Below are 22,774 nucleotides of genomic sequence, written 5' to 3'. Positions count from 1 at the left end.
ATTTTATAAACCTGTATTTTTAAAATACTGAACTGAGGGACAACAATGCAACGTTATCCTATGACTCCTGAAGGCAAGGTCGCCTTAGAGAAAGAATTGCAACAGCTAAAATCTGTTGATCGTCCACGTATTATTGCTGCAATTGCAGAAGCACGTGAACATGGGGATTTAAAAGAAAACGCAGAATACCATGCAGCGCGCGAGCAACAAGGTTTTTGTGAAGGTCGTATTCAAGACATCGAAGGTAAACTTGGTGCTTGCCAAGTAATTGATGTTAAAGGACTTGAACAAACAGGTCGTGTGGTTTTTGGTGTGACAGTAACCATTGAGAATTTGGATACTGAAGAAAAGAAAACCTATAAAATTGTAGGTGATGATGAAGCTGACTTTAAGATCAATAAGATCTCAGTGAACTCACCTATTGCGCGTGGTCTTCTTGGTAAGAATGAAGGCGACGAAGCCAAAATCACCACACCACAGGGTGAAGTGGAATATGAAGTGGTGAGTGTGGAATACATCTAATTCACCTGAGTGAATTGCCACGGAACTCTTCATAAATTGAAGAGTTCTTTTGTTTCAAGCATATGATTTATAAATAGAATAATAATAAATTCAGTAATTAAAGCTCTCCCCTTCTTATTTAAAAACGTATTAAACAACCATTGATCATAAAAACGGAATTTAAGTTAAGAATCATTTGATAATGCTATTGATTATAATTATCATTAACAAAAATAAACATTATGCATATTTAATAGGTATTCCCTTATGCAGCAAGTTGTACGATTCACAAAGCATCCACTCTCCCTTGCCTTACACTTGATGCTAAGAGGTACTAAAATTGCCTTACCCGTATTATTACTCTCGGGGCAAGTTGCTCAGGTCATGGCTGAACCAATTGCATCAAGTCATAACGATGTCATAAATGAACAAGTAGAAAAAAGCACCTTACCTACCATTACCGTGATCGCCAATGACGATAAATCGACCTCCTATATAACGAAAAAAATAGCAATCGGAAAAACACCACAATCCCTAAAAGAAACACCGCAGTCAGTTTCAGTAGTTACTCGTCAACGTCTAGATGACCAAAATATTTCCACCATTGATAATGCTATGAAATATGTCACTGGCATCACTGTTGCACGCTATGATGCAGCAGGAAATTACAATGATTTTTATGCCCGTGGTTATGGCAGTGATACCTACCAAATGGATGGCACAACCTTAAGAACCGATTCTAATGGGACTTATCTAGATCTGTCTGTATTTGACCGTATCGAAGTATTACGCGGCGCTTCTGGTATGTTCAGTGGCGCAGGTGAACCAGGGGTTTCTATTAACTTAGTGCGAAAACGGGCGCTGGCTGATTTTGCTTTAACAGGTAAAGTAAGTGCAGGTTCATGGGAAAATTATCGTGGCGAGGCTGATATTACAGGGAAGCTCACTCAAGACGGCGCATTACGTGGCAGATTGGTCACTGCAGTACAAGACTACGATACCTTTATGAATGGGATTGATGGTAATAAAAAACTCGTCTACAGCACATTGGAATATGACATTCAGGACAATACCACGCTTTCCCTAGGTGCAACATATCAAGATATTAATACCGTATTGTCACGTGGTTTACCGTATGGTCCTGATGGAAAGCTACTGAATATTTCACGCAAAACCAGCTTTGTACAGGACTGGAATAAGCAGGATTTGACCAATACAGAATTATTTGCAGTACTGGAACACCATCTCAACAATGATGGACTGATTAAAGCCACTGTTCGTCAAAGCATACGTGACAATCATGCTAAATATAGCGACCCATCTCAGCCAGATGCCAATGGAGACATGTCCAAATTTAGCGCACTGGCATTTAAGCGACAAGATAAAGACTTAAGTGCAGACATATTTTTCAATACCCCTTTCCTGTTTGCTGGACAGACCCATAATTTCCTGATCGGGGCAGATTACCTGAAAGGTCATTCCAAAACCAATTATTCATCTTGGGGAACACCGCTCACAGGTACCATCAATATTTATCATGACAACCAACATCAGTTCGCTGAACCTGATTTTGACTACGATACCAATGTGAGCAAAGATGAAATAGAAAACTATGGTATTTATAGTCAACTCAGAATCAAACCCTTTGAGCATTGGACACTGGTCGGAGGTGGTCGTGTCAGCTGGTGGAAATCGATATCAACCACCTTGCGTGATAATGGTGTAGATAGCACCAATCCTGCAGCTAAATATGATGCAAAAGCAGAGTTTACCCCTTATGCCGCAATGCTTTTCGACCTAAATCCGAATCTATCTTTCTACACTAGCTATTCGGAAATCTTTAAACCGCAAAATAACTTTACTTATGATCCTGTGACAGGTGGTAAAGGTAAACAAATTGATCCACGTACAGGCACTCAAATTGAAGCTGGGATGAAAGCGGCTTTCTTCGATGAGCGTTTAAACCTTTCTTCGGCTATCTATCAAATCGAAGATAAAAACCGTGCAATAACCGATCTTTCCGCGCCTGAAGGATATTCCGTAGCAGCAGGTAAAGCGCGTAGCCGTGGTTTTGAGATCGAAGCGAATGGGCAGATTACCGATAATTGGCAAATTACAACGGGCTATAGTTTTAATCAAAACAAATACTTAGAGGAACCGGATCTAGAAGGTCAACCTGTTAGTACATTCACGCCGAAGCATACTTTTAATTTATGGACCACCTATAAGCTGCCTGCATCTTTAGTCGAGGGTGTAAATGTTGGGCTTGGGGTACGAGCAGTAAGTAGTTACTACGATGGCTCTGGTGCAGAACGTGTGCAACAAAATGGTTATACTTTGGCTTCTGCAAGTCTAGGCTATCAAATCAACCCACGTTATAAGTTTGCAATTAATGTGGATAACCTATTTGATAAAAAATATTATGAGAAGGTTAACTATTGGATTCGTCAGAATATGTATGGTTCACCACGTAGTGTGACTGCCAGTTTAAGCTTTAAATATTAATTGCTTTAGAAATAGACTCAACCAAGGTGAAGTGGAATACGACGTGGTCAATGTTGAATATATTTAACACATACTAGGGCTGATGATTCAGCCCTTTTTATTGGGCTAAATATATAAAATGAATAACAAAAACGAATCACTTGTATATTCGGTCATCAATCATTGACTAAGACAAACAGACTCAAAATATTTTGTGTCAAAAACTCAAGATATATAGTCAAACCACCTCATTATTAATACAAGTGAAGGGTGACTATAGATAAAAAAATTTAAAAACAGTCAGATCAGAATAACCCTGCATTCACCTAGAAAATAACACTGATCGCATATCCATTTAATCAACATCAAGCATCATCCATACATCGCTCAGATCTTGCGCCAAGCTAAATAAGATGCCTCAGCCATATAGACACCAAGAAAACTAGCAATTATCACCAACTGTTCAAAGTAAATTGCCATTGTTAAATATTTTCTATGCATTACATTGAGGAAAAATTAAAATTCATTGAGGACGAGGATGAAAGCAGGACGAGCAAGTAAAACTGCTGAAGCGGCAGCAGCAATTAGGGCCAATCACCATTTAAATGCCAACGATCCAGTATTCTCTGACCCTTATGCATTTGAAATGACAAATTCACAATGGCGCTTACTTTTAAATAACGCCCTTCTACGTAAAGCGTTAAATTCCAATTTGATGAATCAAACTTTTGGTAAATTAACTGGACAAGTGGTTGGACGTTCTCGCTATACAGAAGATCTTTTAAAGCAAGCGATTGAACATGATCATATTCAACAGTATGTATTGGTTGGCGCTGGTCTAGACTCTTTTGTATTACGCTTGGCCCAGCAATACCCTCAACTCAAAATATTTGAAATTGATCATCCTGATACACAAAGAACCAAATTAGAAAAATTACAAAAGCTCAGTAAGGCTGGTGAGCTCCCAAGCAATGTGGAATTTGTCGGGATTGATTTTGAAAAAGAAAAACTGTCTGATGCTTTGGTACGTAGTGGATTTCAAAACACCCAAGCCGCATTTTTTTCATGGCTGGGCACAACCCATTATTTAACCCCACAAGCAACCTTAGCAACCTTACACAACATTGCATCCTTTACTGGAAAAAGTAGCCAAGTCGTGATGGATTATTCGATTGATTATAAAGCCTTACAAGGTATTGAGCGTTTGGGTAGCTTCGCAGTGTCACAGTTTACTCGTTTCTTAAAAGAGCCTTTGATTGGTGCGTTTGCTACGCAAGCATTGCATCATGCAGTTGAAATGATGGGTTATCAGGTGGTTGAAGATTTATCAGGTAAAGACATTACCCATCGTTACTTTAACCATCGTGCTGATCATATTCGTCATACCCATGCCACGCATTTGATCCATTTAAAAATAGGTTAATACTTGAATACCAGCCAAGGAATAGCTGAAGAATTGATGTTTAAACCCAATGCACTGAATATTTTTTAATTGCTGATCAAGATCTAAGTTCAATCTAAGGTTACAATGCGCGCTCTAGCCTTTGCACTTAAGCTTTTATACTCCCATGACTGACGCTATTCACTCCCCCGTAAAACACTGGTGCGAATTTGAGTTTATTTCTAAGACTGTGAAAAATCCCAATATTCATATTAAAGGAAATTATTCTTATTATTCGGCATATTGGGATCAGGGGTTTGAACGTTGCGTGGTGCGTTATTTGCATGATAAGCCATCAACTGTAGAGAAACCAATTGACCAGTTATATATTGGTAACTTTGTTTGTTTTGGGGCGGAATGCGTGATCATGATGGGTGGTAATCAATTACATCGCCCTGACTGGATTTCTACATTTCCTTTTGATACCCGTAGCTTTTTACCCGCTGGGGATACGGTGATTGGCGATGGTTGTTGGATTGGCAGTCGTGCCATGATTATGCAAGGGGTAACGCTAGGTGAAGGTGCCATCGTTGCTACAGGTGCAGTCGTCACACAAGACGTGCCAGCGTATGCAATTGTCGGTGGTGTACCGGCAAAACTCATTAAATATCGGTTTTCTCAGGATCAGATTGAAAAATTACAGTCAGTTAAATTGTATGATTTAGATGAAAAGCAGATTTTAAAAATTCGTGAACAATTACAAGGCGATGATATCAATCAATTGATTGAGTTTTTAAAAGCAGCAGAATAATTTCCTCGGTATAGGTTAATAATCACACAGAAAGCAAAAGGGCTAAATATCAATTTAGCCCTTTTGCAAAGATTAAAATCTTTTGCTATACATCAGAATTTAACACAACATTTTGCTGTGCATTTTTTAACTTTCGTTGTTTCAGATAATAAGCAAGCATCAAACAAAGAATCCATGCTGGAATCATCATTACCGCAATACGCATATTCCCGGTGAATGACATTACCACCAGAATACCCAACATAAAGATAATGCAAAGATAATTACTGAATGGATAAGCAATACTTGGAAACTTGGTGGTCTGCCCTTGTGTTTGCATGGCTTTACGGAACTTTAAATGCGTCCATGAAATGACCACCCAGTTAATCACAATTGCAGCAACCACCAACATCATCAATAAACCAAATGCTTTTTCTGGAAATGCATAATTGAGTAGTACACATAAAACTGTGACAAAAGCTGAAACATAGACTGCATTGGTTGGAATACCACGCTTATTAATATGCTTAAGGAACTTCGGTGCATTACCCTGTTGCGCCAAACCAAGTAACATGCGACTACTACAATAACTGGTCCCGTTATACACCGAAACAGCTGCAGTAAGGATGACAAAATTCAGTAAGGTCGCAACACCATGACTATCCAGTGAAGCAAATACCATTACAAATGGACTACCGCCTTCTGCCATTTGGTTCCATGGAAAAAGTGCAAATAAGATAAACAGTGTTGCAATATAGAAAATCAAAATACGGTAAATAATTTGATTGACTGCTTTAGGCAGAGTTTTATCAGGATCACGCGCTTCTGCTGCGGTAATACCAAATAGCTCAATCCCACCAAAGGCAAAAATAATCACAGCCATTGCCATGACTAAACCTTCCACACCAAATGGGAAAAACCCGCCCAATGCCCAAAGGTTACTAATGCTTGCCTGTGGCCCTGCTGTACCTGTTGCAAGTAAGTAGGAACCAAAGCCGATCATGGCTAAGATTGCCAAAATTTTGACGATAGAGAACCAAAACTCCATTTCGCCAAAAAATTTAACATGCAATAAGTTGATACCGTTGATTAAAACAAAAAACACCAATGCTGAAATCCAAGTCGGAATTTCAGGCCACCAATATTGAATATAAAGACCAATTGCGCTCAGCTCTGCCATACATACCAAAACATTGAGTACCCAATAATTCCAGCCAGACATAAAACCTGCAAATGAGCCCCAGTATTTGTAGGCAAAGTGACTAAATGAACCACTGACGGGTTCTTGCACCACCATTTCACCTAACTGTCGCATCATTAAAAACGCAATAAATCCAGCAATCGCATAACCGAGTATGACTGAAGGACCTGCAAGCTTAATCGATTGCGAAATACCCAGAAACAATCCTGTACCAATAGCACCACCTAGCGCGATAAGCTGGATGTGCCGATTGCTTAAACCATGTTTCAGGTTTCCTTGCTCATGTTTTGACATATGATTATTCTCATCCTTGTCTCGTAATTTTTGTATTCAAAATTACGTATATCATAAGTTAATCAAAAATGCCTATATCTAATCGAAAAATAATTGATTTACTTTTCTCATAACCGCGCATATAAGCAGAAAATTCAACAAATAACAATTATTATGAATTATGTAATCAAATTATGTATTGCGTAATTAAATATTTTCAGTATGATAGAAATCATAAGACACTGACAACTTGCTTGAGTCATTTGAACAAGGCATCTAAATAACTTTATATTTATTTGTTTTTCAAATACTTAAAAAATACATTAAAGATTTTGATCACCCCTAACAAAATTAAAGACAAGGAAAGCAAATCATGAGCTCACATTTAACTTGTTTTCTTGAAATTGACTCACAATCAGATTTCACAATACATAATTTGCCCTACGGTATTTTTAGTGAAACACCCCAAGGCACAAAACGAGTGGGTGTTGCCATTGGAGATTGGGTCATAGACCTTGCCCACTTAGAGGCACATGGACTATTAACGATCAATGGACATCAAGATTGTTTTAATCAAGCGACTCTGAATAAATTTATAGAAACGGGTAAACACAACTGGCAAAAGGTTCGTACGGCATTACAAAGTCTACTCTCTGCTGAAAATCCAACACTTCGTGATGATGTGGTTTTACGCCAAAACGCATTGTTTAAGCAAAATACAGTCACTTTACACTTACCTATTCAAGTCTCTGGCTATACAGATTTCTACTCGTCCAAAGAACATGCTACCAATGTCGGAACCATGTTTAGAGATCCAAAGAATGCATTGCTTCCAAACTGGAGCGAACTTCCTGTGGGATATAATGGTCGTGCCAGCTCTGTGATTGTCAGTGGCAAAGATATTGTTCGCCCTTCTGGCCAAATCAAATTACCAGATCAAGAACGCCCTGTTTTCTCTGCAACACGTAAACTCGATTTTGAATTAGAAACTGCCTTTATCGTTGGTAAAGCAACTGAATTGGGTGAGCCTATCGCCATTACAGATGCTTGGGAGCATATTTTTGGTATGGTCTTACTCAATGACTGGTCGGCACGTGATATTCAACAATGGGAATACGTACCATTAGGTCCGTTTAACGCCAAGACTTTTGCAAGTGCAATTTCACCTTGGGTAGTGACCATGCAAGCACTGGAACCATTTAAAGTCAAAGGCCCAGAACAACAGCCTAAACCACTTTGCTATTTAGAAGAAAATATTGCTAACAGCTATGATATTCATCTCAGTATTGAAGTTCAAAGCCCTCAATCAGCACAAGCTGATGTAATTTGCCAGACCAACTTTAAATATATGTATTGGTCAATGGCACAGCAACTCACCCACCACACGATTGCCGGTTGCAATGTCCAAGTCGGTGACTTGATGGGTTCAGGCACAATTTCAGGCCCTACAGAAGATGCTTATGGTAGTTTGCTTGAACTGACATGGAATACCACCAAACCGCTAACCCTCTCGAATGGCGAAAAACGTGGTTTCTTACAAGATGGTGACCGTGTTGTGATGAAAGGCTATTGTGAAAAAGCAGGGATCCGAGTGGGCTTTGGTGAGGTTGCCAATAGCATTTTGCCAGCTCGCCAGTTTAACTTTCATCAAACAGAAGACTTGAGCTATGAAACTGTATAGTTATTTTCGTAGCTCTGCAGCTTATCGGGTTCGAATTGCACTGAACCTCAAACAACTGAGTTATGAAATACAGCCCGTGCATTTGGTCAAGAATGAGCAACTGCTAGAGCGTTACCAAGCACTTAATCCAAGTCAGTGTGTTCCAACTTTAGTGGATGAAGATCAAAGCTTTTTACAGTCACTCAGTATTTTGGAATATCTGGAAGAACGTTATCCAGCAATTTCATTGTTGCCTGACAATATCGTCACGCGCTGTAAAGTACGTGCTTTTGCACAAGCGATCGCCTGCGATATTCATCCGTTAAATAATTTAAGAGTCTTAAAGTATTTACAAAATGATCTCAGTCTCAGTGACGAGCAAAAAAAACACTGGTACCAACACTGGATCATAGCGGGCTTTAACAGCTTAGAAGCCCAACTACAAGATTCAAATGGGCAATTCTGTTTTGGTACACAACCGACATTTGCAGACTGTTGTTTGATTCCTCAAGTCTATAACGCCAAACGCTTTAAAATTGATTTAAGCGCTTTTGCAAAGATTGAGTCGATTAGTCAACACTGTTTAACCCTTCCTGCCTTCTTCAATGCAGCCCCAGAACAACAACCAGATTGGGAATAAAGATAAAGGAGTTTTATCATGAGCTTTGCGATTAAAAAAATTCACCATGTGGCTTATCGTTGTAAAGATGCCAAAGAAACCGTGGAATGGTATAAAAAAATGCTCAATATGGATTTTATTTTGGCCTTTGCTGAAGACCATGTGCCTTCGACTAAAGCCTTTGATCCGTATATGCATTTATTCTTAGATGCTGGACAAGGCAATGTATTGGCATTTTTTGAACTGCCTACTCAACCCGATATGGGGCGTGATGAAAATACCCCTCAATGGGTTCAACATATCGCATTTGAAGTCGAAGACCTCGATACGTTATTGATTGCAAAAGAACATCTTGAAACACATGGTGTTAAAGTTCTTGGTGTCACCAACCATGGCATTTTCCACTCGATTTATTTCTTTGACCCCAATGGTCATCGTTTAGAACTGACCTATAACGATGTGCATGCAGATGCAAAAATCGCACGAATTACCGAAGAAATGAAATTAGAAATGCTAGATGAGTGGAGCCGTACCAAACGTGCGCCTCAGCATACTCACTTTTTGCATGAAGACGAGTTGGGAGCATAACCATGCTCAGTTGAGTATGTCTGGGTGCCAAAGCCAACTTAGTCCTTACTAAGTTTATTAATCGAATGATTCGTGATTTGGCATCCTAGATCTAGTTGAACACGATATTAAGCAGCATTAACAGCACACAATGCTAGTTTTGCTGAATCTTAAGCAATAACAGCAATCAGCATTTAAAATATTGCTGTGAGACAATAGTGGATCTAATCGGTATTGAAGCCTTGTGACTCCAATACCGATTTTTATCGGCTTAACTTTAATGGTCTAGATCTTTTGATGATGTCCTGTTTTTTAATAAATCATATGCAGCACTTCAAAAACAATTGTATGCTGATAACATTCACTGAGGCTCTTTTGAGATTTCATTTAAAAAGATAAGTTCTATTTTGTACAATGCTCAGGCACTATGTGTTAAATATGTAAATCAAATATCGACAGCACATCAACACTGCTAGATCGTATACAGATTAAGGGTTATTCAATGATTGAAGAAAAGTTGTCTGGTGGGGTTCAATCACTTGAGGTGGGCTTAGCCGTTCTCAATGCCCTTTTGGAACATAATAAGCCGATTATTTTAAAAGAGTTGTCGAGTAAACTTGATATGCATCCAGCCAAGGTACATCGTTATCTTGTCAGTTTGATTCGGATGAATTATGCAAAACAACTTGAGGGTGGTCAGTATGCGCTTGGTGATCAAGCTTGGCGTTTAGGTTTAAACTGTATCCAACACACCGATGTTTTACAGCTTGTTCAGCACCTTATTTATGAATTACAAAGTAAAATTGGTTGCGGGATTCAAATCAGCAAATGGTCACCTAAAGGCCCATTAGTTGTACAGTCGATTGAATCAAATCATCCGATTTCAATTGTGACCAAAGTCGGTTCGATCATGCCTTTAGTAAATTCAGCTGCTGGGCGGGTTTTTGCCTCCTATTTACCCGAAGCGCTAATCAAACCATTGATGCACTCTGAATGGGAAAAAGCAACGCTGAACCATAGTCAAGTCAAACCCACCAATTGGGACGAATTTCTTGTTTTAAAAGAAAATACTTTACAACAAGGTATGGCAATTGCCCAAGGTGACTTACTTGTTGGTATCAATGCTGTGGGTTTACCTATTTTCAATGCGCATCTTGCAATGGAATTTTGTATTGTTGCATTAGACAGTGAAATGTTTTTACCTGTCAACGCGGGTAGTGAAAAACTTGAACTATTTAAACGTGAAGTTGCTGCGATGAATCAATACATACAAACACGTTAATTTTTTAGTGAAAGATCGCAAAAAGCCAAGAATTAAATTCTTGGCTTTTTGTATTGAGTACGATTTTGTTATTTGGCTTCTAATACGCCACGGCGGATTTGGTCACGTTCGATTGATTCAAACAATGCCTTAAAGTTGCCCTCACCAAAACCATCGTCGTCTTTACGTTGAATAAATTCAAAGAATACAGGTCCAAGCATATTTTCAGAGAAAATCTGTAATAACAGTTTCTTCTGACCGTCTTTGGTATTGCCATCTAACAGAATACCGCGCTTTTGCAGCTCTTCTGTCGGCTCACCATGATCAGGGAGACGATCTTTTAACATTTCATAATAAGTTTCAGGAGGTGCCGTCATAAATTTCAGCCCTAAACCTTTTAACTTATCCCATGTTGAAATTAAGTCATCGGTAATAAAAGCAATATGTTGAATGCCTTCTCCGTTAAAGTCAGCCAAAAACTCGGCGATTTGTCCATTGCCTTTGTCTGAGTCTTCATTCAAAGGAATACGAATCATCCCATCAGGTGCAGTCAGCGCCTTAGAAGTTAAACCCGTATATTCACCTTTGATATCGAAATAGCGAATTTCTTGGAAGTTAAAGATTTTTTCATAGAAATTTGCCCAATAATCCATGCGCCCTTTATAGACATTATGGGTTAAATGATCAATTTCATTTAAACCAGCTCCACGAGGATTTCGATTTTCGTCATCAAAGAATACAAAATCATTTTCATAAATATCACGATCGACCAAGAAAATTGGCATACCGCCTATTCCTTTAATCGCTGGGATATTTAATTCCATTGGTCCTGCTTGCGAATACATTGGCTCTGCGCCAAGTTCAATTGCATTTTTAAAAGCTTTGGCTGCATCACGCGTTCTAAAACCCATTGCACATGCTGATGGGCCATGTTCTTTAAAGAAGAATGATGCATAAGATTCAGGTTGATAATTCAAGATAATATTAATATTACCCTGACGCCATAAATAAACTTTTTTTGATTTATGCTTTGCGACTTTAGCAAAACCAATTGCTTCAAAGATTTGATCTAATCCATTTTCCGTCGAAACAAACTCAATAAATGCAAAGCCACATAGTTCTAATGGGTTATCTAAAATATCCATCTAGTTTCCCTTATTTGAATAAATTCATCCGTTTTTTAATGCCGAGAAAAGATCACAGGTATTTAGGTCAATCAACAAAATATCCTGATTTGAACTCTTCCTTTCCATAATTTAGTCCATGTAAAGCGCTAACCTTAAGCTGCATTTACACTGACGCTTAACTCTAAATTTATCCTACAAGAAAGCTTAAATTTATGCAATACATAATCAAATTATGTTATGTGTAATTTTTATTTCTTATTCTAATAACCTCGAGCATACTATTCTCGCGCAAATAGCATTACATTATTATGAGACTTTTCTACTAGCTTTGATGTTTCAGGTTGAAAAGCTTCCCAACTTAAATCGTTATTTATCGTCCTTTAAAATTTGGCTTATCTTTCATTAAAAAAGCGCGAACACCTTCTAAAAAATCTGCTGACTGCCCTGCCTGTCTTTGCAAATCCTGCTCAACTTTAACTTGGCTGGTAAAATCATTTTGCATGCTGACCCGCATCGCTTGTTTAATCAAGGCAAAACTCAGGCTGGCTTGTGTTGCCAAATACTCAGCTAAGCGAACAACCTCTATCTGTAATTGATCATCTTCTACCACTTTATAAATCATTCCCAATCGTTCAGCTTCATCTGCACTGATTTTTTCGGCAGTCAGCATCAACGCTTTGGCTTTGGCAAAGCCGATCATACGCGGCAATAACCAAGTTGCACCACAGTCTGGAATTAAGCCAATTTTACTAAAAATTTGTGAAAAGCTTGCAGACCTTGCTGCAATCACGATATCACATAACAATACTAAGCTCGCTCCCGCACCAGCTGCAACGCCATTTACAGCACAGATAATCACTTTTGGTAGTGTATTGATGAGCGCTAATAAGGGATTAAAGTATTTTTCCAAGACAAAACCCAAGTCTATAGCACCACCACCAAATAAATCTGGGCTTATCGCCTGACCTGCACAAAATGCTTTTCCAATCGCAGCAATCACAATAATGCGGATTTCGGTATCATCTTTCCATTGTGTTAAGACCTCTACAATTTCAAGGCACATTTGCGGTGTAAAGCTATTGAATTGTTCAGGCCGATTTAAGCTCAAATATCCAACTGCATTTTTTTCTTCGACGATAATTGTTTGATATTCCATTGTCTTTTCCTTTTAATCCATGGTTTAAATTGTAATGTCCTATTATTTTCAGTATTTATATTTAAAACATTTTAAAGGAAGAACTGGATTTACAATTTGCCAATTGTTTCATTCAGCCAATATATTTTCTCAATTGTGTATGGCTTTTGTTTAAACAATTTAAAGCTTTATTTTGATCATGCTTGATTGCATCTCGATCTTTATTTTATTGATTGATTTATCTTTTTATTCAGCTGCATTTACAAGCAACAAAACGATGTAACTTGATGCCAATGCATTTAATTAAATTTATGATATTTATATGAATTATCCCTACACATTTACTCGGTTTTATTCATCTCATATTCACGTTATGATGATTCTATAAACTTAGAATTGTAATAAATATTCAACTCAGCTTTTTGGTAAAATAAGGAAAATAGACATGGCTTATCAAAATATCCTCGTTCCTGTTGATGGTTCAGAAACCTCATTATCTGTTGTGAAACATGCGGTTGAATTTGCCAAAGCATTTAACAGTAAAATCACGGTTGTACAGGTGATGACTTTAGACCCTTATATTGCATCAGAATATTTGGCGCATGGTCAAAGCAATATGCTGATTGAGCGTGCTCGTGAATTTATTCAATCCAATATCAATGTGGCAAAAGATCAATTTGCCGCAGAAGGCGTGCAAGTTGAAACACGTTTACTCGAAGGCGAAAATATTGCACATACTTTAAATCAAGCTGTGCAGGATTTAAAAATTGATTTGGTCATTCTCAGTTCACATGGTCGTACCGGACTGAAAAAAATTATTATGGGCAGCGTAGCGCAAAGCTTATTAACTGAATTACAAATCCCTGTTTTAGTAATTAAATAATTTTCACCTTTTGTTTTAAACATTCCTCACTATCTTTATAGTGAGGAATTAGGGTGTCCATTGATATTTTTTTAGATTTATTTTGCCATCAATAACCATAACATCCTCAGCCAATAACTTTGCAGTCTGAATACACATTCCCTTCTCATCCAGCTTTTTTAAGCTGATTCGCCCTTGTGAATTAACCACTCGATACCAAGGGATATCATGATCTTCAGGTAACTGTCCTAATACACGCCCAACCAACCGTGCATGTTTGGGTAAGCCTGCATATTTGGCAACTTGACCATAACTGGCAACTTTACCTTGGGGAATTTGTATAATGACATTTAAAATCATCTGAGCGAGTTCATGATTTGACATTTTTTAGATCAATCAAATAATAAAAAATAATATTCATAAGCATCTTGGCAAACGGGGTTAAATTGACTTTGAAAATAGGCTTTAAACATTTTAGGCAAATGTAATTTGACTGTACATAATCTAATCTTAAATCGTACCTCAAATACAACAACAAGAGTATTCAAAGATGAAAGGAATCTTCAACAAACTGATTTTATCGACGGCATTGGCAATAGGTTCTGTGGTAACAGTAGGTTTATCGACCACAAGCTATGCTGCCCCAGCGATTGACATTCAAAGTGTGCTTCAACAAGAACGTGCATGGGCGGGCATGGAAACCAAACGTGTAAAAGTTGGCGATATTGATTGGGCCTATAGTGAAGGCGGACCAGCTGGCAAACCTACCATTATGCTTGTTCATGGCCTAGCTGGAAGTCGTGACAACTGGAATCGTGTGGCACGTTACTTAACGCCTTATTACCATGTGATTATTCCTGATCTTCCTGGTCAAGGTGACAGTAAAGTCCCTAACGATTTTGATTACTCATTGCCCAATCTCACTGAAAAATTACGTCGTTTTGCTGAAGCTATTAAAGTAGACAATGGCTTAAATGTTGCTGGTCACTCGATGGGTGGCTCGATTTCCTTACTTTACGCAGCACAATACCCTGTTGATACCAAATCTTTATTTTTAATTGATAGTGCAGGTGTATTTAAATCTGCCAATACTCCTTATTTAAAAGATCCAACAACTTTACGTAATATGATTGTCAGCAAACCTGGCGATTTTGATCGTTTAATGAAAATTGCAACCAGTCTACCGCCTTTTATTCCTAAAGAATTAAAAGATGCTCAAGAGAAATTGATGATTAGCCAATCGGCAAACACCACCAAATTGGTTGAGCAACTGATTGTCATGTCTAAATTATTTACCCCAGATTCTTTTGCCATTGCAGCACGTTCTATTGACCAGCCGGTATTGATTGCATGGGGAGATAAAGATCAAATTATCAATGTTGAAGCTGCGGCTGAACTCAAAGGCTTATTGAAAAATGCACAAGAGCCAATCATTCTAAAAGGAGTCGGACATTTACCGATTTTAGAACAAGAGCAACTTTTGATTAAACCTTACCTCGATTTCTTAGGCAAAAACGCAAAATAACAACTCCAATAAAAAAGCCAGTATTGTTACTGGCTTTTTTATTGCGCTAAATATTTAAGAATATTGAAATTTTAGTTGCTCAACTTTATACCTTAACTATTCATTTGACTTAATGCGCTGCATTTAGAAGTTACCTGGATTTTCCAATCGCTTCATTTCTTGCGCTTTTTCAGGATGATGTACGGAGGCCACACCATCTGCAGCTTTCTTGTCAACCAACGCTTCTGGGTTATAAATGGTGATGGTTTCATGCCCTTCGTTATCTTCACCCACAATATATTTGATGCCTTTACGGTTCATTTTATTGCACATGCGCTGATACCAACCTTTGAAACCTTGGGTTTCTTCATTTGGATTGTAATAAAAGGCATTCATGACTGCAGGTAAACCCAAACCACAGACGACACCTGAAAGTAATACGCTGATAAAGGTATAACCAATTAGAATACTACTGTAGTCACGTAACTCAGGGACGTTTGCCACAGCAAGGATCAATGCAAGTGAAATTCCCCCACGAACCCCTCCCCAAGAAAGAATAGCCAGACTACCGTTATAGCTCTTTTTGCGGAACGATGGGAAAAATGCAAAAGCTAAGAAATTTGCGGCAAAACGAGAGAGATGCAAGGCAAAGAAAGCAAAAATACCACCAAGAATCAAACTTGTGCTTAAATCTAAAATAAAGATTTCTAGACCAATCAAGGTGAAGAGGAAAGAGTTAATAATCCCTTCTACCGTATGCCAAAAATGATTAACCTCACGAATTTCACGATCCTGTAAAATTTCTTTCCATTTATTACCCACAATTAAACCGCCAATCACACAGGCAATCGGAGCGGATGCATGGGCAAATAATGCAACCAGATAAGAGCCACATGCCAATAATGCAGTGGTAAGAATCAAAGACTCCATCTCGTGTTTACCACGTAATAAACGCAAGATTCCCAAACCAAAAGCCCAACCAATGATGACCGCAACCACAATCTCATATAAGAAAGTTTGTAGCGTTGCCATTAAACTAAAATGCTCTCCTTCGAGGACATTCAATAAAGTCATGAAGACTGCGATACACATTGCATCGTTAAATAAAGACTCGCCTTCCAACTTAACAATCAGATGATGGGGCGCACGTACTGAACTGAGGACACCTTTGATCCCAATCGGATCTGTCGCACCTAAGGCAGAACCCAATAACAATAAAACTAAAATTGGAACAGGATTGCCAATCAAGAATTGGAAACCAAACACCAATCCTGCAAAAAATACAGCACAGAGCAGTAAAGCAATCGTTGCCAAGATACTGATCGGCTTCCAATAAACTTTTAAATCTGAAACCTTAAATTTAAGTGCTGAAGAAGTCAGAATGAAGCAAATGACACCATTGACTAAAAAATCATAAAAATCGACATGCCGTACAGCTTCTTCAATGTTATGAATATTAATCGAGATAAATTGATTGCCATTGAGTAAGCTGGCACCCCATTGCAAAATAAAGACAAAAATTGCTGAAACAATGGGAACACCAATGGCTTGAGGGAAACCTAATATTCGCTTATTAAAAATTGTAGTCGCGATAGAAAGCGCAAAAATGACTGTAAAGACCTGAAGAAAGAAATAGTTACCCATCCGAAACCTGTTTTAGATTTTTAATTTAAATGCACATCAAACACTCAATCATTTTTTTATAAAATATAAAATAAGAGACCATTTAACAATCTAGATAATTGTACAAAAAAAACTGAAATATGATGATTACTGGTTATATTTTTTAACATAAAAAGCGCTTAAAAAAAATTGATTGAGAAAAAAAGAGAACATGATGTTCTCTTCTTTAACTCAACAATCTATAGCTGTCTATTTAAAGGTATCACACGCATTGATATCACCAGAGTTCATACCGATGTTAAACCATTGCATACGTTGCTGACTGGTGCCATGCGTAAAGCTGTCTGGTACCGCATAACCACGTGCTTTTTTCTGCAAGTAGTCATCACCAATTTTTTCAGCGGCATCCATCGCCTCTTCAATATCACCCTGTTCTAAAAACTGCGTGCGTTGTTGTGTACGATTGGCCCAAACCCCAGCTAAACAGTCCGCTTGTAATTCTAAACGTACTGAAAGTTGATTGCCCTGAGTTTCACTGGCACGCTGGCGTGCTTGTTGAACCTGAGACGATATTCCCAATAAATTCTGTACATGATGCCCAACTTCATGCGCAATCACATAAGCTTGTGCAAAATCACCCGCTTCATCTTTAGCTGAAAGCTCAGATTGATTTTTTTCCCCAGAGATGCCCATCTGTTGGCGCATATCTTTAAAGAATTGGGTATCGATATACACTTTTTGATCTGCTGGGCAATAAAATGGCCCCATTGCAGACTCAGCTGTACCACAGCCTGATCGTATCGCACCACTAAACATCACCAGCTTAGGTGAAACATACTGTACACCTTGTTGTTGGAAAATCGGTTTCCAAGTATCTTCGGTATCTGCCAAAACAGTTTTAACAAAAGATGCCGTTTCCTGCTGTTCAGGTGTTAAATTGGTGGGTGCAGAATTTTGGCTTGCACCAGCCGAAGTCACCTGTTTGGTCGCTTGATAGGCTTGCTGTGGGTCAACACCAAAGAACTTCCATGCAACAAAAGCGACGATTAAGCCCAGGATACTAATCCCACCCGCTTTTACGCCCCCACCGCCACGGCGATCTTCGACATTATCACTTTCTCTACGTCCTTTCCAACGCATAGATCGGTCCTTTTTATTTTAAATTGGCTATCGTTTAGGATGTGCTTTGCATTTAGGCTGTTGTTGATTTACCTCGAACTTTTTGAATAAGTCCAACAACCAATACCACGGCTAAGCCTGCGACGATACCAATCAGTAAATTGATTAACGTTGGTGTTAATGCACCAATAACACTACCAACGGTTGGAATATGTTGAATATGATCAACGGCTTCTTCTGACCAATGATGCAAAGTTGAAACAGCATGGGTGATGATCCCCCCACCGACAAGGAACATTGCAATGGTTCCAACAATCGTTAATGTTTTCATTAACTTTGGTGCAAATACCAGTAAACCACGGCCAATGCTTTGTTTAACATTTGATGTTTGTTGGGTTAAGTACAAACCTAAATCATCAATCTTTACAATCATAGCGACAAAGCCATAGACACCGACGGTCATTAAAATTGCGATGACAGATAGCACCATCACTTTGGTACCAAATGTTGCAGCCGCAACAGTCCCTAAAGAAATCACCACAATTTCAGCAGAGAGAATAAAGTCTGTGCGTATCGCGCCTTTAATTTTATCTTTTTCAAATGTGGCTAAATCAGTTTCGATTTGTTCAAGTTCCTCTTGTGCAGCTTCACCGGTTTTGGCTTTTTTATGCTGCAAACTATGTAGAACTTTTTCAACACCTTCATAGCAAAGAAACAGACCGCCAATCATCAACATTGGGTTAATCAACCATGGTGCAACCACACTGATCAGCAAAGCCAAAGGCACTAAAATTAATTTATTGATAAATGAGCCCTTCGCGACACCCCATACCACAGGAAGCTCACGCTCTGCTCTTACACCACTCACTTGTTGTGCGTTCAGTGCTAAATCATCACCTAAAACACCCGCAGTTTTTTTAGCCGCCATTTTACTCATGACTGCAACATCATCGAGCACTGCTGCGATATCATCTAATAATATTAATAGACTACTTGCCATTTTTTATCCAAAATTTTAGTTATCCTGTCATTTTAAAGTGAAAATTCATTTTTCTATATAAAATTTTGTAGATTTTCACATTTATTGATAAAAATTGGTTCTACACCATTTTTCGCTGACATTAAAATAAATTATCTCGTACAATAGTGCCCATTCATAAAACACGACTGTCTATACAAAGACTTTGGAAGCGATAATGACGAATCAAGATAATCGTCCTGTGATTTTGACAGGCGACCGTCCTACTGGACAACTACATTTGGGACATTTTGTAGGTTCTTTGCGCTCACGAGTAGGCTTACAAGATTCTCATCATCAACACCTCCTTCTCGCAGATGCTCAGGCTTTAACAGATAATGCGGATAACTTTGAAAAAGTTCGTCGTAATATTCTTGAAGTAGCAACAGACTATTTAGCAGTCGGCATTGACCCAACAAAAACCACAATCTGTGTTCAATCTTGCTTACCCGCGTTGAATGAACTCACCATGTTGTATTTAAACTTTGTGACGGTTTCTCGTTTAGAACGTAACCCAACCATCAAAGCTGAAATTCAATTACGTGGTTTTGAGCGTGATATTCCAGCAGGTTTTCTTTGCTACCCTGTTGCACAAGCTGCCGATATTACTGCATTTAAAGCCACAGTCGTACCTGTTGGTGAAGACCAAATTCCAATGATCGAACAGACCAATGAAATTGTTCGTCGTTTAAACCGTCAAATTGGACAAGAGGTTTTACCTGAGTGTAAAGCGCTTTTATCCAATATGAGCCGTTTACCTGGCTTTGATGGTAAAGCCAAAATGTCGAAATCATTGGGCAATACCATCGTGTTAGATGCAACAGATAAAGACATCAAAAAAGCAGTCAATGCAATGTATACCGATCCAAACCATCTGCGTATTGAAGATCCAGGTCAGGTTGAAGGAAATATTGTCTTTACTTATTTAGATGCTTTTGATCCAAATAAAGAAGAAGTTGAAGAACTTAAAGCACATTATCGTCGTGGTGGTTTAGGCGATGGTACTGTGAAAAAACGTCTTGAAGGTGTGTTAAAAGAGTTGATTACACCAATCCGTGAACGTCGTATGGAACTAGCAAAAGATCCAGATTACATCATGGATATTTTAAAAACTGGTACGGAAAAATGCCGTATCATCACTCAAGATACTTTAGACGAAATCAAAAATGGTTTAGGCGTATTTCATTTCTAAAATGCGCTGATTATCTAAGTAAAAAAAGCCACTGAATTCAGTGGCTTTTTTTACAACATCTTTTATAACATCTTTTATAACATCATAAATTAATTTTTATGACGCATATGTGGGAATAAGATCACATCGCGGATACTTGCTGCATTGGCAAATAACATCACTAAACGATCGATACCAATACCTTCACCTGCTGTAGGAGGTAAACCGTATTCTAATGCTTCAATAAAGTCAGCATCGAAATGCATTGCTTCATCATCGCCTGCATCTTTTTCGGCAACTTGCGCTTGGAAGCGTTCAGCTTGGTCAATTGGATCATTTAATTCCGAGAAACCATTTGCCAACTCACGACCACCGATAAAGAATTCGAAGCGGTCTGTGATATGTGGATTATCATCATTTCGGCGTGCTAACGGCGAAGTTTCCGCAGGATATTCTGTGATAAATGTCGGCTGACGTAATTGAGTTTCAACAGTTTCTTCAAATACGATGGTTTGTAGTCGACCTAAACCAAAACCTGGTTTAACTTGCTCTTTTAACTCTTCACGAATAAATGTTGCCAAGAATTCACGATCCGAAACATTTTCAGCAGTGAAATTTGGATTATGCTCAAGAATCGCATCAAACATCGAGATTTTCTTAAATGGACCTTTGAAGCTATACACTTCTTCACCATAAGGAACATCTGTTGAACCCAAGATGTCGATTGCTAATTTTTCAAGCATACCCTCTGTCAAAGCCATGAGATCTTTGTAATCAGCATAAGCTTGATAGAATTCAATCATGGTGAATTCTGGGTTATGACGCGTTGAAACACCTTCGTTACGGAAGTTACGGTTAATTTCAAATACACGCTCAAAACCACCAACAACCAAACGTTTTAAGTAAAGCTCAGGTGCAATACGCAAGAATAATGGCATATCTAATGCATTATGGTGTGTTTCAAATGGACGCGCTGACGCACCACCTGGAATCACATGCATCATCGGAGTTTCAACTTCCATAAAACGTTCATTGATGAGATAGTTGCGAATACCTGACACAACTTTTGCACGAATTTCAAAAGTTTTACGTGTTTCTTCATTCACAATTAAGTCTAAATAACGTTTACGGTATTTTACTTCTGTGTCATTCAAACCATGGAACTTGTCTGGAAGTGGACGAAGTGATTTCGTCAATAATTCAAAATGTTCAATATGAACATATAAATCACCTTTGCCAGAACGACCGATATAACCTTGAACAGCAATAATATCGCCAAGATCTAGACTTTTCACCGTTTCTAGAACTTCAGGTGCAAGCTCTTTACGTGGCACATACAATTGAATACGGCCCGTCATGTCTTGAATCACGATAAATGAACCACGGTTCAACATCACACGACCCGCTACAGATACGTGAACTTGCTCGCCTGCTTCAATTTGTTCTTTAGATTGATCTGCAAATTGTTCTTGTAGATCTTGCGCATAATGCTCACGCTTAAATGTGTTTGGCCATGGGCTAACACCTATTTCCTTGGCGTGATCTTGAATTTGCTTTAACTTGGCATGACGCTGTGCAATTAAATCGTTTTCGGAAATGTGTTGTTCAGAAGTCGATTGAGCGTTATGTTGCGTCATCTCTGCCTCGATTATATTAAAAAACGGAAGTTGCATAGCATAGCAGATTTACAACATAATGCGTATGAATATAACTCTACGAACCATGTAAAAATTAAAAATCATGAATAAATACTGGCAAGGATTCGCCCAAAGTATCATTCTTTTCAATGTTTTGTGGTTTTCAACTGTGGTTGATGCCGAGAAAATCGTTGTTATGAGCAATACTCAAAAAGATCTTCCTATAAAAATTGAAAGCACCAATCTCAATAATCAAGATTATATTTGGCAATTAGAAATCGTTCCAAATCGAACCAGTTTACAAAGCCTAGTCAAATTAATGAATCCACACCCCACTCAAAAAGCACTGAATTTAAGGGCTTTAGAACTGGCAAAAAAACTCACTCTAGATCAATTACCGCAAGTCAGTGATGATTTTAAAAATAAAACACTCAATTTTGATGAACAAAACATCGCAAAAATAAAATACTATTATGGAAAATACATTCTGTTTATTAAATTTCCAGCCCGCGTCCAATACGCCATAAAACCCAACTTTTCACAAGTACAAAGCGCTTTAGAACCCTTTTGTGACCAAAGTAAGACACCATCTCAGAATAAAATTAAATTTGATCAACAAGGTAATATCTCGCTCTCAGCAAAATTTTTGGTAGATGCACAAGGGCAAATCCTAAATATCCGTTACACCCCTTTAATTCACGAACAAATGAAATCGATACTGCAACCTTTACTAGAAAAAATTCGCTTCCAACCGCGTAATGAAAATGGTGTGGCAAAATCATTTTCTATTGAACAACCACTGATTATTCAATGCCATTAAACAATAATGAAAGTGCTAAAT

The 22,774-nt window shown here is 38.3% G+C and carries 20 protein-coding genes; 12 read left to right on the top strand and 8 right to left on the bottom strand.

Annotated elements, in window-relative coordinates; genetic code table 11:
* Window positions 1–45 precede the first annotated feature (45 nt).
* From greA to FHR28_RS04630, 4 genes are all read left to right on the top strand, one after another.
* Complete coding sequence (greA, locus tag FHR28_RS04645) at window positions 46–522, top strand: transcription elongation factor GreA (RefSeq protein ID WP_004717337.1); 477 nt, start codon at window positions 46–48, stop codon at window positions 520–522.
* A 246-nt stretch (window positions 523–768) separates the two neighbouring features.
* Window positions 769–3,006, top strand: coding sequence for a TonB-dependent siderophore receptor (locus tag FHR28_RS04640; RefSeq protein ID WP_166782034.1), 2,238 nt, complete (start codon window positions 769–771; stop codon window positions 3,004–3,006).
* A 517-nt stretch (window positions 3,007–3,523) separates the two neighbouring features.
* Window positions 3,524–4,408, top strand: coding sequence for a class I SAM-dependent methyltransferase (locus FHR28_RS04635; protein WP_166782033.1), 885 nt, complete (start codon window positions 3,524–3,526; stop codon window positions 4,406–4,408).
* A 145-nt stretch (window positions 4,409–4,553) separates the two neighbouring features.
* Window positions 4,554–5,177, top strand: coding sequence for a CatB-related O-acetyltransferase (locus FHR28_RS04630; protein WP_154129216.1), 624 nt, complete (start codon window positions 4,554–4,556; stop codon window positions 5,175–5,177).
* A gap of 85 nt (window positions 5,178–5,262) precedes the next feature.
* Here FHR28_RS04630 and FHR28_RS04625 read toward each other — a convergent pair whose 3' ends face one another.
* A complete protein-coding gene (locus tag FHR28_RS04625; RefSeq protein WP_166782032.1) occupies window positions 5,263–6,651 on the bottom strand; it encodes an amino acid permease in 1,389 nt (462 codons plus the stop codon).
* A gap of 352 nt (window positions 6,652–7,003) precedes the next feature.
* Between FHR28_RS04625 and fahA the strand changes: the two genes are divergently transcribed.
* The 4 genes from fahA (at window position 7,004) to FHR28_RS04605 (ending at window position 10,758) form a co-directional block, all read left to right on the top strand.
* Window positions 7,004–8,311 (top strand): fumarylacetoacetase, encoded by a 1,308-nt coding sequence (gene fahA / locus FHR28_RS04620; protein ID WP_166782031.1) that lies wholly within the window; start codon window positions 7,004–7,006, stop codon window positions 8,309–8,311.
* Window positions 8,298–8,930: a maleylacetoacetate isomerase gene (gene maiA / locus FHR28_RS04615; RefSeq protein ID WP_105713576.1), complete on the top strand. Its 633-nt coding sequence runs from the start codon at window positions 8,298–8,300 to the stop codon at window positions 8,928–8,930. Before fahA ends, maiA begins: the two co-directional genes overlap by 14 nt.
* Window positions 8,931–8,948: 18 nt before the next feature.
* Window positions 8,949–9,497, top strand: coding sequence for a VOC family protein (locus tag FHR28_RS04610; RefSeq protein WP_004717353.1), 549 nt, complete (start codon window positions 8,949–8,951; stop codon window positions 9,495–9,497).
* A 481-nt stretch (window positions 9,498–9,978) separates the two neighbouring features.
* A complete protein-coding gene (locus tag FHR28_RS04605; protein WP_056518097.1) occupies window positions 9,979–10,758 on the top strand; it encodes an IclR family transcriptional regulator in 780 nt (259 codons plus the stop codon).
* 68 nt (window positions 10,759–10,826) lie between these two features.
* Here FHR28_RS04605 and hppD read toward each other — a convergent pair whose 3' ends face one another.
* Together hppD and FHR28_RS04595 are read right to left on the bottom strand one after the other, a co-directional pair.
* Window positions 10,827–11,882: a 4-hydroxyphenylpyruvate dioxygenase gene (hppD, locus tag FHR28_RS04600; protein ID WP_004717360.1), complete on the bottom strand. Its 1,056-nt coding sequence runs from the start codon at window positions 11,880–11,882 to the stop codon at window positions 10,827–10,829.
* Window positions 11,883–12,234: 352 nt separating this feature from the next.
* Window positions 12,235–13,020, bottom strand: coding sequence for an enoyl-CoA hydratase-related protein (locus FHR28_RS04595; RefSeq protein ID WP_166782030.1), 786 nt, complete (start codon window positions 13,018–13,020; stop codon window positions 12,235–12,237).
* Window positions 13,021–13,444: 424 nt separating this feature from the next.
* Here FHR28_RS04595 and FHR28_RS04590 point away from each other — a divergent pair, with 424 nt between their 5' ends.
* The gene (locus FHR28_RS04590; protein ID WP_004717364.1) at window positions 13,445–13,882 is read left to right on the top strand and encodes a universal stress protein; all 438 of its coding nucleotides are present in this window, start codon (window positions 13,445–13,447) and stop codon (window positions 13,880–13,882) included.
* Window positions 13,883–13,930: 48 nt separating this feature from the next.
* Here the strand turns inward: FHR28_RS04590 and FHR28_RS04585 are convergent, their stop codons facing one another.
* A complete protein-coding gene (locus FHR28_RS04585; protein WP_154129219.1) occupies window positions 13,931–14,245 on the bottom strand; it encodes an MGMT family protein in 315 nt (104 codons plus the stop codon).
* 166 nt (window positions 14,246–14,411) lie between these two features.
* Here FHR28_RS04585 and FHR28_RS04580 point away from each other — a divergent pair, with 166 nt between their 5' ends.
* Entirely contained in the window at window positions 14,412–15,386 is a 975-nt protein-coding gene (locus FHR28_RS04580) for an alpha/beta fold hydrolase (RefSeq protein ID WP_004717368.1), read from the top strand.
* Between the two features lie 123 nt (window positions 15,387–15,509).
* On the opposite strand, the gene FHR28_RS04575 is transcribed toward FHR28_RS04580, so the two are convergent.
* The 3 genes from FHR28_RS04575 to FHR28_RS04565 form a co-directional block, all read right to left on the bottom strand.
* Window positions 15,510–17,009, bottom strand: a complete 1,500-nt coding sequence (locus FHR28_RS04575; RefSeq protein ID WP_151956205.1) for a cation:proton antiporter — start codon at window positions 17,007–17,009, stop codon at window positions 15,510–15,512.
* Between the two features lie 228 nt (window positions 17,010–17,237).
* Window positions 17,238–18,128 (bottom strand): neutral zinc metallopeptidase, encoded by an 891-nt coding sequence (locus tag FHR28_RS04570; RefSeq protein WP_166782029.1) that lies wholly within the window; start codon window positions 18,126–18,128, stop codon window positions 17,238–17,240.
* Window positions 18,129–18,180: 52 nt separating this feature from the next.
* Window positions 18,181–19,107: a DUF808 domain-containing protein gene (locus FHR28_RS04565; RefSeq protein ID WP_166782028.1), complete on the bottom strand. Its 927-nt coding sequence runs from the start codon at window positions 19,105–19,107 to the stop codon at window positions 18,181–18,183.
* Between the two features lie 196 nt (window positions 19,108–19,303).
* Between FHR28_RS04565 and trpS the strand changes: the two genes are divergently transcribed.
* Window positions 19,304–20,317: a tryptophan--tRNA ligase gene (trpS, locus tag FHR28_RS04560; RefSeq protein WP_004717376.1), complete on the top strand. Its 1,014-nt coding sequence runs from the start codon at window positions 19,304–19,306 to the stop codon at window positions 20,315–20,317.
* Window positions 20,318–20,406: 89 nt separating this feature from the next.
* Here trpS and lysS read toward each other — a convergent pair whose 3' ends face one another.
* Window positions 20,407–21,933: a lysine--tRNA ligase gene (gene lysS / locus FHR28_RS04555; RefSeq protein ID WP_056518084.1), complete on the bottom strand. Its 1,527-nt coding sequence runs from the start codon at window positions 21,931–21,933 to the stop codon at window positions 20,407–20,409.
* 103 nt (window positions 21,934–22,036) lie between these two features.
* On the opposite strand from lysS, the gene FHR28_RS04550 reads away from it, so the two are divergent.
* Entirely contained in the window at window positions 22,037–22,753 is a 717-nt protein-coding gene (locus FHR28_RS04550) for a hypothetical protein (protein ID WP_166782027.1), read from the top strand.
* Window positions 22,754–22,774: the final 21 nt, after the last annotated feature.

The sequence above is a fragment of the Acinetobacter sp. BIGb0196 genome (assembly GCF_011759595.1).
GTDB classification, from domain to species: Bacteria; Pseudomonadota; Gammaproteobacteria; order Pseudomonadales; family Moraxellaceae; genus Acinetobacter; species Acinetobacter guillouiae.
This window is presented reverse-complemented; position numbering and strand designations above follow the sequence as displayed.

Excerpts from the sequence above, each read along its gene's own strand:
- greA (WP_004717337.1), top strand. The coding sequence starts at position 46 with ATGCAACGTTATCCTATGACTCCTGAAGGCAAGGTCGCCTTAGAGAAA.
- FHR28_RS04640 (WP_166782034.1), top strand. The coding sequence starts at position 769 with ATGCAGCAAGTTGTACGATTCACAAAGCATCCACTCTCCCTTGCCTTA.
- FHR28_RS04635 (WP_166782033.1), top strand. The coding sequence starts at position 3,524 with ATGAAAGCAGGACGAGCAAGTAAAACTGCTGAAGCGGCAGCAGCAATT.
- FHR28_RS04630 (WP_154129216.1), top strand. The coding sequence starts at position 4,554 with ATGACTGACGCTATTCACTCCCCCGTAAAACACTGGTGCGAATTTGAG.
- FHR28_RS04625 (WP_166782032.1), bottom strand. The coding sequence starts at position 6,651 with ATGTCAAAACATGAGCAAGGAAACCTGAAACATGGTTTAAGCAATCGG.
- fahA (WP_166782031.1), top strand. The coding sequence starts at position 7,004 with ATGAGCTCACATTTAACTTGTTTTCTTGAAATTGACTCACAATCAGAT.
- maiA (WP_105713576.1), top strand. The coding sequence starts at position 8,298 with ATGAAACTGTATAGTTATTTTCGTAGCTCTGCAGCTTATCGGGTTCGA.
- FHR28_RS04610 (WP_004717353.1), top strand. The coding sequence starts at position 8,949 with ATGAGCTTTGCGATTAAAAAAATTCACCATGTGGCTTATCGTTGTAAA.
- FHR28_RS04605 (WP_056518097.1), top strand. The coding sequence starts at position 9,979 with ATGATTGAAGAAAAGTTGTCTGGTGGGGTTCAATCACTTGAGGTGGGC.
- hppD (WP_004717360.1), bottom strand. The coding sequence starts at position 11,882 with ATGGATATTTTAGATAACCCATTAGAACTATGTGGCTTTGCATTTATT.
- FHR28_RS04595 (WP_166782030.1), bottom strand. The coding sequence starts at position 13,020 with ATGGAATATCAAACAATTATCGTCGAAGAAAAAAATGCAGTTGGATAT.
- FHR28_RS04590 (WP_004717364.1), top strand. The coding sequence starts at position 13,445 with ATGGCTTATCAAAATATCCTCGTTCCTGTTGATGGTTCAGAAACCTCA.
- FHR28_RS04585 (WP_154129219.1), bottom strand. The coding sequence starts at position 14,245 with ATGTCAAATCATGAACTCGCTCAGATGATTTTAAATGTCATTATACAA.
- FHR28_RS04580 (WP_004717368.1), top strand. The coding sequence starts at position 14,412 with ATGAAAGGAATCTTCAACAAACTGATTTTATCGACGGCATTGGCAATA.
- FHR28_RS04575 (WP_151956205.1), bottom strand. The coding sequence starts at position 17,009 with ATGGGTAACTATTTCTTTCTTCAGGTCTTTACAGTCATTTTTGCGCTT.
- FHR28_RS04570 (WP_166782029.1), bottom strand. The coding sequence starts at position 18,128 with ATGCGTTGGAAAGGACGTAGAGAAAGTGATAATGTCGAAGATCGCCGT.
- FHR28_RS04565 (WP_166782028.1), bottom strand. The coding sequence starts at position 19,107 with ATGGCAAGTAGTCTATTAATATTATTAGATGATATCGCAGCAGTGCTC.
- trpS (WP_004717376.1), top strand. The coding sequence starts at position 19,304 with ATGACGAATCAAGATAATCGTCCTGTGATTTTGACAGGCGACCGTCCT.
- lysS (WP_056518084.1), bottom strand. The coding sequence starts at position 21,933 with ATGACGCAACATAACGCTCAATCGACTTCTGAACAACACATTTCCGAA.
- FHR28_RS04550 (WP_166782027.1), top strand. The coding sequence starts at position 22,037 with ATGAATAAATACTGGCAAGGATTCGCCCAAAGTATCATTCTTTTCAAT.